This window comes from Mycobacterium sp. 050134, from assembly GCF_036409085.1.
Classification (GTDB): Bacteria; Actinomycetota; Actinomycetes; order Mycobacteriales; family Mycobacteriaceae; genus Mycobacterium.
In genome coordinates this window covers 1-1598 of the sequence record NZ_JAZGLV010000056.1, presented here as the reverse complement: position 1 = coordinate 1598, position 1598 = coordinate 1, and the positions used below count along the sequence as shown (strand labels likewise).

The 1598-nt window shown below is 66.7% G+C and carries 1 pseudogene; it reads right to left on the bottom strand.

Annotated features, from left to right (window positions below):
• A pseudogene (locus SKC42_RS27360) lies at positions 1 to 1598 on the bottom strand (hypothetical protein); the annotation flags it as partial.

Genomic DNA, 1598 nt, shown 5'->3' with positions numbered 1-1598 from the left:
CGGCAACGCCAGGTTCCCCGACAACAGCGCATTCAACGCCGCGTTGATGTCAGCACCAATATTCGGCAACGAAATCGGCGGCAACGCCGGGAACGAGATCGGCGGCAGACCCGGCAACGCCAGGTTCCCCGACAACAGCGCATTCAACGCCGCGTTGATGTCAGCACCAATATTCGGCAACGAAATCGGCGGCAACGCCGGGAACGTGAACGGCGGCAGACCCGGCAACGCCAGGCTGCCCGACAACGCCGCGTTCAACGCCGCATTCAGCGACGCACCCAACCCATTCAGCGACGCACTCAGCGACCCACCGATGCCATTAAGCGCCGCACTGAGCTCAACACCCAGGCTACCCAGGCTCGGCAACGTCGGGAAGGCGATGGGCGGCAACGTGATCGGCGGGAAGCCCGGCAACGTCAGGTTGCCCGTCAACACCGCGTTGATCGCGGCGTTGATGTCAGCACCAATATTCGGCAACGAAATCGGCGGCAACGCCGGGAACGAGATCGGCGGCAGACCCGGCAACGCCAGGCTGCCCGACAGCAACGTATTGATCGCCGCGTTGATGTCAGCACCAATATTCGGCAACGAAATCGGCGGCAACGCCGGGAACGAGATCGGCGGCAGACCCGGCAACGCCAGGTTCCCCGACAACAGCGCATTCAACGCCGCGTTGATGTCAGCACCAATATTCGGCAACGAAATCGGCGGCAACGCCGGGAACGTGATCGGCGGCAGACCCGGCAACGCCAGGCTGCCCGACAGCGCCGCGTTCAACGCCGCATTCAGCGACGCACCCAACCCGTTCAGCGAAGCGCTCAGCGACCCGCCGATGCCATTGAGCGCCGCACTGAGCTCAACACCCAGGTTGCCCAGACTCGGCAACGTCGGGAAGGTGATGGGCGGCAACGTGATCGGCGGCAAGCCCGGCAGCGCCAAGGTACCCGACAGCGCCGCGTTGATGGCCGCGTTGATGTCAGCGCCGAGCGCGGGCAGCGACGGCAGGGTGAACGGCGGCAGGCCCGGGAAGGTGATCGGCGGCAGACCCGGCAGCGTCAGGCTGCCCGTGAGCAATGCGTTGAGCGCACCGCTGAGGTCAGTGCCGAGGGCACCGAGCGACAGCGTGATCGGCGGGAGGCCGGGGAACGTGAAGGCCGGCAGCCCGGGGATCGTGATCGGCGGCAGACCCGGCAACGCCAGGCTGCCCGACAGCGCCGCGTTGAGCGCGGCGTTGATGTCAGCACCGATGTCCGGCAACGAAATCGGCGGCAACGCCGGGAACGTGATCGGCGGCAGACCCGGCAACGCCAGGCTGCCCGACAGCGCCGCGTTCAGCGCCGCATTGAGCGAGGCACCCAACCCGTTCAGGGACGCGCTCAGCGACCCGCCGATGCCATTGAGCGCCGCGCTGAGCTCAACACCCAGGTTGCCCAGGTTCGGGAATGCGAACGGCGGGAGGGTGATCGGCGGCAGACCCGGCAACGCCAGGTTCCCCGACAGCACCGCGTTCAGCGCAGCGTTGATGTCAGCACCGATGTTCGGCAACGAAATCGGCGGCAACGCCGGGAACGTGATCGGCGGCAGACCCGGCAACGCCA